The sequence below is a fragment of the Variovorax sp. GW458-11-26-14-LB1 genome (assembly GCF_059423965.1).
The window spans coordinates 37,720-46,097 of sequence record NZ_JBWKYW010000055.1 but is presented as its reverse complement, the minus strand read 5'-3'; the positions used below and the strand labels follow the sequence as shown (position 1 = coordinate 46,097).

The window sequence follows — 8,378 nt, the reverse complement described above, 5'->3', positions numbered from 1 at the left end:
GACATACGTCCGACGGGCCTTTGAACCAACTCAGCTACAGCCGGCCACTCAGCGCCCGGCCCAGCCTTGCTTAGTAATAGCGCGAGCTGTTCATGCGGCGCATCGCTTCGTACAGCGTGGGCATGCGCACTTCTTGCGAACGACGGTTCATGCGAGCCAGTGCTTCGACCTTGGCGACGGCTTCGACCGACACGACGTCGTCCGACTGCTGGCGCCACACCGCGGCCTGCAGCTCTTGCATGATGCGCGGGTCGCTCTGGGCGGTCGCCAGGAAGCGGGCGTCTGCACGCGCTTGCGCCCGGCGCTCAGCAGCTTCGCGCCACAGGGTGGCCAGGCTGCTCTTGCGGACCGAGCCGACGAAGAGCGCGAACAAGGCGATGGCGGCAACGCAGAACACGGTCCATGCGGCGAGCAGCGCGCCTTCGTCCCAGTTGGAGACGATCTTGTCGGCGACCACGAGCACGGCGGCCGCGAGGGCCAGCACGAACAGTGCGATCAGCGGACGGGCGCCATGGGCGCCGGCACGGGCGGCCTGGATCTGGCCGAAGAGAACTTCGGCGCGACGGACGCCGGGATGTTCGGTGGGTTGGTCAACGTGGACAAAGCTGGTCATGATGCATCCCTCCTGGGGATAAGTAGTAATCAGTGGTGGCGAACAAGGCCGATGGCCCGATATTAGGGATTACCCCAGTGTTCCGCCACTTTATCTTTTTGATGTTTATCATTCATATCGCTGATGGACGTCAATTTCCGCACATTCGACCTCAACCTGCTGCGCGTCTTCGACGAGGTGATGGCGGAGCGCAACCTCACGCGCGCCGCCCGCAACCTCGCGATCACCCAGCCGGCCGTGAGCAATTCGCTGCGCCGCTTGCGCGAATTGCTGGGCGACGAGTTGGTGCGGCGTTCCGGTGCGGGCGTGGAACCCACGCCGCGCGCGCAAGCCCTCTGGCCGACGGTGCGTGACGCCTTGCGCCAGCTGCAACACACACTGGCGCCCGGCGAGTTCGATGCCGGCACCGCCGACACGACCTTCCTGCTGGCCATGGCCGACGCCACAGCCGCCGAGCTCATGCCGGGCCTGGTGAAGATTGCGGAAGAAGAAGCCCCAGCCATCTCGCTGCGCGTGCTGCCGCTGACCACGCGCGACCCGCGCCGCATGCTGGAGCACGAAGAAGTCGACATGGCGATCGGCTACTTTCCCGCCGTGATCGCGAGCCTGGCGGCGCGCGGTCAGTCGGGGGTGGGGGCGCCGTTCGAGACCCAGCGGCTCTACCTGGGCCAATATGTCTGTGTGATGCGGCGCGGCCATCCACTGGCCAGCGCACCGCTGACGCTCGACAGCTACTGCACGGCGCGGCACCTGCTGGTGAGTTTTTCGGGGCGGCCGTACGGCTTCATCGACCAGACGCTGGGCGCCATGGGGCGCGAGCGGCGGATCGCGGTGACGGTGAACCAGTTCTTTACCGCCGGGCGCGTGGTCGCGAATTCGGACCTGCTGGCGGTGCTGCCGCGTCACTTCGTGAGCGTGACGGGCATCGAGAATCAGCTGGTGGTGCGGGACCTGCCCTTCGACCAGCCGCCGGTGCACGTGGATGCCATCTGGCACCGGCGCGCCCAGCATGGGCATTCGCACGAGTGGCTGCGCACGGCGCTGCTGCGCTCGGCGGCCGCGGCGTTTGCGGGCTCGGTCCACGGGCAGGCGTGACCTGCCCTTGGATCCCGGGTGCGCCGCACGGGGCGGCGCGCGTCAGCGAATTACCTGACGACGCTGAGCCAGGCGGAAGCCGCCGCACGCAGCTCTTGCGCGTGGTGCGCACCGCGACCGGCACGGCTGTCGGCGCTTTCCATCAGCGCAGCGGCGTGGCTGGCGGGGGTCTGGCTCGGCGACGAACGGAAGAAACGGGCCACTTGGGCAAGAAGACTGAACATGACGGTGCGCGGCTTGTGGCTGCGACGGGGTTGATTAACGATGGATGTAGATTAAGGGTAATCCCTAGTAAAGCAAGCCCCAGGTTATGCATCTCACGCATAGTGCGATTCACCTAGACTGACCCGACGATGAAGCTGCAACTGCTCTCCGACCTCCACCTGGAATCCCACCCCAACTTTCATGCCGACCCCATCCCGGGCGCCGACCTACTGGTGCTCGGGGGCGACATCGGCTCCTACCAGGAAGGCTCCCGCCTGGCGGACACCGATTTCGGGCTGGGCCGCTTCTCGCCGCGCAAGGGCTGGCCGACGCCGGTGGTCTACGTGCCGGGCAACCACGAGTACGACAACCTCGATTTCGACGCGACGCATGCGCGCCTGCGGGCGCTGTGCGACGAGCTCGGCATCCTCTGGCTGGAGCGCGAAACGCTGGTCATCGAAGGCATCCGCTTCATCGGCACCACGCTGTGGGCCGATTTCGACGCGCTGGTCGAGCCCCGCGACGGCCTCGCCGAGGCGCTCAAGAAGCGCGGCAAGGCGATGCGCGCGGCCGATTTCTACCTCGAGAAAATGGCCGGCACACGCGACGGCAAGCCCTTCATGGCTGCCGAAATGAGAGAGCAAGCGCTCACCTGTCAGGCCTGGTTGCGTGATGCGCTGGCCCAGCCTTACGACGGCACGACGGTGGCCATCACCCATTTCGCGCCCAGCCTCGCGAGCGCCGATCCCCGCTACGGGCTCACGCCCGGGACCGCGGGTTTCTGCAATTCGCTCGACGAGCTGCTGCCGCACGCGCAGCTGTGGCTGCACGGCCACCTGCATTGCCCGTTCGACTATGTGAAGGACGGCTGCCGCGTGGTCGCCAATCCGCTGGGCTACCGCAGCAACGGCGAGCAAGAGGGCTACCAGCCCCAGCTGCTGATCGATATCCGCTGACCGGCCGTTTCGCCGGTCAGGCGGTGCGCCCCTTGGCCACGAGCCGGATGCCCGGCATGAGCTCGGCCGCGAGTTCGGGCCGCTCCAGCGCGTAGTCGAGGTTCATGCGCGCGATCTCGACGTGCTCCTCGCCAAGCGCCTGGGCGCGCGAGCCCTGGCCGCGCTCGATGGCCTGCACCATCGCGTGGTGCGTGCGGTGCGCCTGGCGCATCCACTGCTGGCCCTCCTCCATCGACGACTGCATGGGCAGCATCGCGCTGGGTGCGGCAAAGGGCTGGCCGCCGAGCATGTCCATCACGCGCTTGAGCGCAAGGTTGCCGCAGCCTTCGAGGATCAGCTTGTGGAAGCGGTCGTTCATCTCGACGTACGCCGCGTAGTCGTCGATCTCCATGCTGGGCTTGTTGACGGCGCGGTCGCCGTCTTCCAGGCAGTCCTTCAGGTCGCGCAGCAACTGGCGCGACACGCCGTCTTCCGCCAGCAAACGGGCGGCAAAGCCCTCGATCACGCCGCGCACGCGGATGGCGTCGGCCACTTCCTGCGAGGTGAAGCGGCGCATCTGGTAGCCGCCGCTGGGCGACTGCTCGATGAGCCCTTCGTGCTCGAGGCTGGCCAGCGCCAGGCGCACCGGCGTGCGCGAGGCCCCGAGCTTCTCGGCCAGCGGGATCTCGGCCAGCCGCTCTCCGGGCACGAATTCGCCCTTGAGGATCAGGTCGCGCAGTTGCACGAGCACGCGGGATTGTTGAGAGTCCATCGGGAGGCGCCAGGGCAACAAGGAGAGGGATGAATGGGCGGATTCTAGGAGACCCGCCCGCCACTGCACGCAGCATAGCCAAACGGGCGCGGTTGTTGCATGCACTGCAAACTGAAGTGTGTCAAAAACACACAATCACCTCAGAGTTAACCCTATATATGACCGCTTCAAGCCCCAAAACAGGGCGATTGAGCCGATGAAAGTTTGACCTTTGTCAAAAATCACCAAGACAATGCATACAACTGCATGCAATGCCTGCAGGCCTTCTGACAAAGACCTCTCGATGGAGCCCGCACGATGATCAGCGCCGAGCAAAACGATTTCATCACCCGCGTCGGACCCGGCGCCCCCGCCGGCAAGCTGCTGCGCCGCTACTGGCAGCCGGTGGCCCTGGCCGACGAACTGGCGGGTCCGCGCCCGGTCAAGCCCGTGAAGCTCATGGGCCAGGACTTCGTGCTGTTCCGCGACGAGAGCGGCCAGCTCGGCATGCTCGACCGCGACTGCCCGCACCGCGGTGCCGACCTGGCCTTCGGCCGGCTGGAAAACGGCGGCATCCGCTGCGCCTTCCACGGCTGGCTGTTCGACGCCAAGGGCAACTGCCTGGAGACCCCGGCCGAACCCGCCACCAGCAAGCTGTGCAGCCGCATCAAGCAGTCGGCCTATCCGGTGATCGAGAAGGCCGGCGTGGTCTTCGCGTACATCGGCGAGGGCGAGCCCCCGGCCTTCCCCGACTTCGACTGCTTTGTCGCGCCCGACAGCCACACCTTCGCGTTCAAGGGCCTCTTCGAATGCAACTGGCTGCAGGCGCTCGAAGTGGGCATCGACCCCGCGCACGCCTCGTACCTGCACCGCTTCTTCGAGGACGAGGACACCTCCGAGAGCTACGGCAAGCAGTTCCGCGGCGCCTCGGCCGACTCCGACATGCCCATCACCAAGGTGCTGCGCGAGTACGACCGCCCCGACATCAGCGTGGAGCCCACCGACTACGGCTTCCGCCTCAAGGCGCTGCGCAAGCTGTCGGAAGACACCACCCACGTGCGCGTGACCAACGTGGTGTTCCCGCAGGCCTTCGTGATCCCGATGAGCGCCGAGATGACCATCTCGCAATGGCACGTGCCCGTGGACGACACGCACTGCTACTGGTACGCCGTGTTCACCAGCTTCACCGGCCCGGTCGACAAACAGCAGATGCGCGACCAGCGCCTGAAGCTGTACGAGCTGCCCGACTACACCTCGCGCAAGAACAAGCGCAACAACTACGGCTACAGCATCGAGGAGCAGCTGACCGAAACCTACACCGGCATGGGCGACGACATCAACGTGCACGACCAGTGGGCGGTGGAGTCGCAGGGCGCCATCCAGGACCGCACGCGCGAGCACCTGGGTAGCACCGACAAGGGCATCATTGCCTACCGCCGCGTGCTGGTGAAGGCCATCGAGGCCACGCTGGCCGGCGAAACCGCGCCGATGCTCATCGACGCCGCGCAGGCCAGCGCCATGACCGGCCCGCCGTCGATCGACGGCATCGGCAAGGTGGTCGATGAAGCCGCCACCGAGGCCTACTGGCAGGACGCCGACCGCGCGCGCCGCCTGAAGTCCGACTGGGCGTCCGCACGCCTGGCCGCTGCTGCTGCCTGAGCACGCGCCATGAACAGCCACACCTTCGTCGACCGCTTCGGTCTCTGGTCGTCCGACCAGCATGCGCAGGCGCGCGAACTCGTGCGCCGCATCGACAGCGGCGAGGTGGACACCGTCCGCTTCGCCTGGCCCGACCAGCACGGCCTGCTGCGCGGCAAGACCCTGGTCGCGGGCGAGGCGCGCTCGGCCCTGTGGGAGGGCGTGAACCTCACTTCCACGCTGCTGGCCAAGGACACCTCGCACAAGACCGTGTTCCCCGTGTTCACGCAGGGCGGCGGCTTCGCCATCGAGGGCCTGCAGGGCGGCGCCGACTTCACCATCGTGGCCGACCCTGCCACCTTCAAGGTGCTGCCCTGGGCGCCGCGCACCGGCTGGATCCTGTGCGACGCCTACATGGCCGACGGCCGGCCCTGCCCCTTCGCCACGCGGCAGATCCTGCAGCGCGCGGTGACGCAGCTCGACGAACTCGGGCTGGACTTCATCGCCGGCCTCGAGGTCGAGTTCCACGTCTTCAAGCTCGAAGACGCGCGCATGGACCTGCCCGACTCGGGCCAGCCCGGCGAACCGCCGCGCGTGTCGCTGCTGTCGCATGGCCACCAGTACCTGACCGAGCTGCGCTACGACCGCGTCGACGGCCTCATGGAGCTGCTGCGCTCGCAGCTCGTGGCGCTCGGCCTGCCGCTGCGCTCGCTGGAGATCGAGTTCGGCCCGAGCCAGTTCGAGCTCACCTTCGGCCCCACGGCCGGCGTGACGCCCGCCGACACCATGGTGCTGCTGCGCAGCGCCATCAAGCAGATCTGCCAGCGCGCCGGCCTGCACGCCACCTTCATGTGCCGCCCGAAGATCCCGAACGTGATGTCCAGCGGCTGGCACCTGCACCAGTCGCTGCGCCGCAAGAGCGACGGCGTGAACGCCTTCATGCCCGAGCCCGGCGGGCGCGACCTCAGCGAGATCGGCATGCACTACCTCGGCGGCCTGAAGGCGCACGCCTGCGGCGCGGCCGCGCTCGCCAGCCCGACGATCAACGGCTACCGCCGCTACCGCCCCTTCTCGCTCGCGCCCGACCGCGCGATCTGGGCCCGCGACAACCGCGGCGCGATGCTGCGCGTGCTCGGCGGCCCGGGCCAGAGCGCCTCGCGCATCGAGAACCGCGTGGGCGAGCCGACGGCCAACCCGTACCTGTACCTCGCGTCGCAGCTGTTCTCGGGGCTGGACGGCATCCGCCACCAGACCGACCCCGGCCCCTCGGCCGATGCGCCGTACGAAACGCCGGCGGAGCAACTGCCGCGATCGCTCGGCGACGCCCTCGCCTGCCTGCGCCGCGACGAGATGCTCAACACGCAGATGGGCAAGACCTTCGTCGACTACCTGTGCCACATCAAGGAAGCGGAAATCGCCCGCTTCAACCTCGAAGTCAGCGAGTGGGAACACCGCGAGTACTTCGACATGTTCTGAACCCTTCAATGCCCACGATCCACTACATCCTCAAGGACGGCACCACGCGCGAGGTCGACGCCAAGGTCGGCGCCAGCGTGATGGAGACCGCCATCCGCGGCAACGTGCGCGGCATCGACGCCGAGTGCGGCGGCTGCTGCTCGTGCGCGACCTGCCACGTCTACGTCGACGACGCGTTCCTCGAACTGCTGCCGCCGCCCGACGACATGGAAAGCGCGCTGCTCGATGCCGTCGCGTCTGAGCGCCGGCCCGGTTCGCGCCTGAGTTGCCAGCTCAGCGTGAGCGCCGCCCTCGATGGCCTCACGGTGCGTGTGCCCGATACACAGGTCTGACCAACGCGTCGGGCATCATCGCCCGCTGCCAAACATCCGGTTACAAGCCAGCGGCGCCCGTGCGGCGCATTCCACTCCCACTGAAAGGCGTTTTTTCATGACGACGACGATGACCAAGCGAACCCTCCTCTCGACCCTGCTGCTCGCCGGCCTCGGCATGGCGGGTGCTGCTCAAGCACAGACCAGCGAGCCGCTGCGCATCGGCCTCATCGCGACCTACTCCGGCCCCTACGCCGACTACGGCCGCCAGTTCGATGCCGGCATCGCGCTGTACCTGAAGGAGCACGGCGGCAAGGTGGGCGGGCGCACCGTCGAGATCATCAAGAAAGACACCGCCGGCCCGGCGCCCGACGCCGCCAAGCGCATCGCGCAGGAGCTCATCGTGCGCGACAAGGTGAACGTGCTCACCGGCCTGGACTTCAGCCCCAACGCCTACGCCGTGGGCGCCATCGCCACGCAGGCCAAGATCCCCACGCTGGTGATGAACGCGGCGTCGTCGGCCATCACCACCAGCTCGCCCTACGTGGCGCGCCTGTCGTTCACCGTGCAGCAGGTCACCGACCCGATGGCGCGCTACATGCTCAAGCAGGGCGTGAAGGACGCCTACACCGTGGTCGCCGACTACGCCTCGGGCGTCGACGCCGAGACCGCGTTCAAGAAGGCCTTCACCGCCGGCGGCGGCAAGGTCTCGGGCGAGGTGCGCACGCCGATGAACAACCCCGACTTCTCGGCCTACGTGCAGCGCATCAAGGACGCCAAGCCCCAGGCCGTGTTCTTCTTCTTCCCCTCGGGCGTGATGCCGCCGGCCTTCCTCAAGGTGTGGAAGGAGCGCGGCATGGAACAGGCCGGCATCAAGCTCTTCGCCACCGGCGAAGCCACCGACGACAGCTACCTGGACGCCACCGGCGACGTGGCGCTGGGCCTCGTCACCAGCCACCACTACTCGTTCGCGCACAACTCGCCCAAGAACCAGAAGTTCGTGAAGGACTTCGCCGCCGACAACGGCGCCAAGCTGCGCCCCAGCTACTTCGCCGTGACCGCCTACGACACCATGGCCGCCATCGACCTGGCGCTGGCCAAGACCAAGGGCGACACCGCCGGCGACAAGTTCATGGACGCGCTCAAGGGCCTGAGCTTCGAGAGCCCGCGCGGCCCGATCGAGATCGACGCCGCCACGCGCGACATCGTGCAGACCGTCTACATCCGCAAGACCGAGCGCGCCAACGGCCAGCTGGTGAACGTGGAGTTCGACAAGTTCGAGCGCGTCAAGGACCCGGCCAAGGAAGCCGCTCCCAAGTAAGCCAACGCCAGCCAGCACGCAGCAAGCAGGAAAT

The 8,378-nt window shown here is 67.4% G+C and carries 9 protein-coding genes; 6 read left to right on the top strand and 3 right to left on the bottom strand.

Translation table 11 applies throughout. From position 1 onward, the window contains the following. Nucleotides 1-70: 70 nt before the first annotated feature. The gene (locus AC07YS_RS26970) at nucleotides 71-613 is read right to left on the bottom strand and encodes a hypothetical protein (protein ID WP_495269489.1); all 543 of its coding nucleotides are present in this window, start codon (nucleotides 611-613) and stop codon (nucleotides 71-73) included. A 123-nt stretch (nucleotides 614-736) separates the two neighbouring features. Between AC07YS_RS26970 and AC07YS_RS26965 the strand changes: the two genes are divergently transcribed. Then, entirely contained in the window at nucleotides 737-1,708 is a 972-nt protein-coding gene (locus AC07YS_RS26965) for a LysR family transcriptional regulator (RefSeq protein ID WP_495269488.1), read from the top strand. A 50-nt stretch (nucleotides 1,709-1,758) separates the two neighbouring features. Here AC07YS_RS26965 and AC07YS_RS26960 read toward each other — a convergent pair whose 3' ends face one another. Then, nucleotides 1,759-1,932 carry a hypothetical protein gene (locus AC07YS_RS26960; RefSeq protein WP_167394953.1) on the bottom strand — a complete coding sequence of 58 codons (174 nt, stop codon included), beginning with the start codon at nucleotides 1,930-1,932 and terminating at the stop codon, nucleotides 1,759-1,761. A 129-nt stretch (nucleotides 1,933-2,061) separates the two neighbouring features. Here AC07YS_RS26960 and AC07YS_RS26955 point away from each other — a divergent pair, with 129 nt between their 5' ends. After that, nucleotides 2,062-2,868 carry a metallophosphoesterase gene (locus AC07YS_RS26955; protein ID WP_495269487.1) on the top strand — a complete coding sequence of 269 codons (807 nt, stop codon included), beginning with the start codon at nucleotides 2,062-2,064 and terminating at the stop codon, nucleotides 2,866-2,868. Between the two features lie 16 nt (nucleotides 2,869-2,884). Here the strand turns inward: AC07YS_RS26955 and AC07YS_RS26950 are convergent, their stop codons facing one another. Next, a complete protein-coding gene (locus AC07YS_RS26950; RefSeq protein ID WP_070061340.1) occupies nucleotides 2,885-3,619 on the bottom strand; it encodes a GntR family transcriptional regulator in 735 nt (244 codons plus the stop codon). A 297-nt stretch (nucleotides 3,620-3,916) separates the two neighbouring features. Between AC07YS_RS26950 and AC07YS_RS26945 the strand changes: the two genes are divergently transcribed. The 4 genes from AC07YS_RS26945 to AC07YS_RS26930 all read left to right on the top strand — a co-directional run bounded on the left by AC07YS_RS26945 (nucleotide 3,917) and on the right by AC07YS_RS26930 (nucleotide 8,344). Beyond that, nucleotides 3,917-5,257, top strand: a complete 1,341-nt coding sequence (locus AC07YS_RS26945; RefSeq protein WP_495269486.1) for an aromatic ring-hydroxylating dioxygenase subunit alpha — start codon at nucleotides 3,917-3,919, stop codon at nucleotides 5,255-5,257. Between the two features lie 9 nt (nucleotides 5,258-5,266). Further along, nucleotides 5,267-6,712 (top strand): glutamine synthetase family protein, encoded by a 1,446-nt coding sequence (locus tag AC07YS_RS26940; protein ID WP_495269485.1) that lies wholly within the window; start codon nucleotides 5,267-5,269, stop codon nucleotides 6,710-6,712. Between the two features lie 8 nt (nucleotides 6,713-6,720). Next, nucleotides 6,721-7,044, top strand: a complete 324-nt coding sequence (locus AC07YS_RS26935; RefSeq protein ID WP_062470484.1) for a 2Fe-2S iron-sulfur cluster-binding protein — start codon at nucleotides 6,721-6,723, stop codon at nucleotides 7,042-7,044. 97 nt (nucleotides 7,045-7,141) lie between these two features. Further along, on the top strand, nucleotides 7,142-8,344 hold the full coding sequence (locus AC07YS_RS26930; RefSeq protein ID WP_235926917.1) for an ABC transporter substrate-binding protein: 1,203 nt from the start codon (nucleotides 7,142-7,144) through the stop codon (nucleotides 8,342-8,344). Nucleotides 8,345-8,378: the final 34 nt, after the last annotated feature.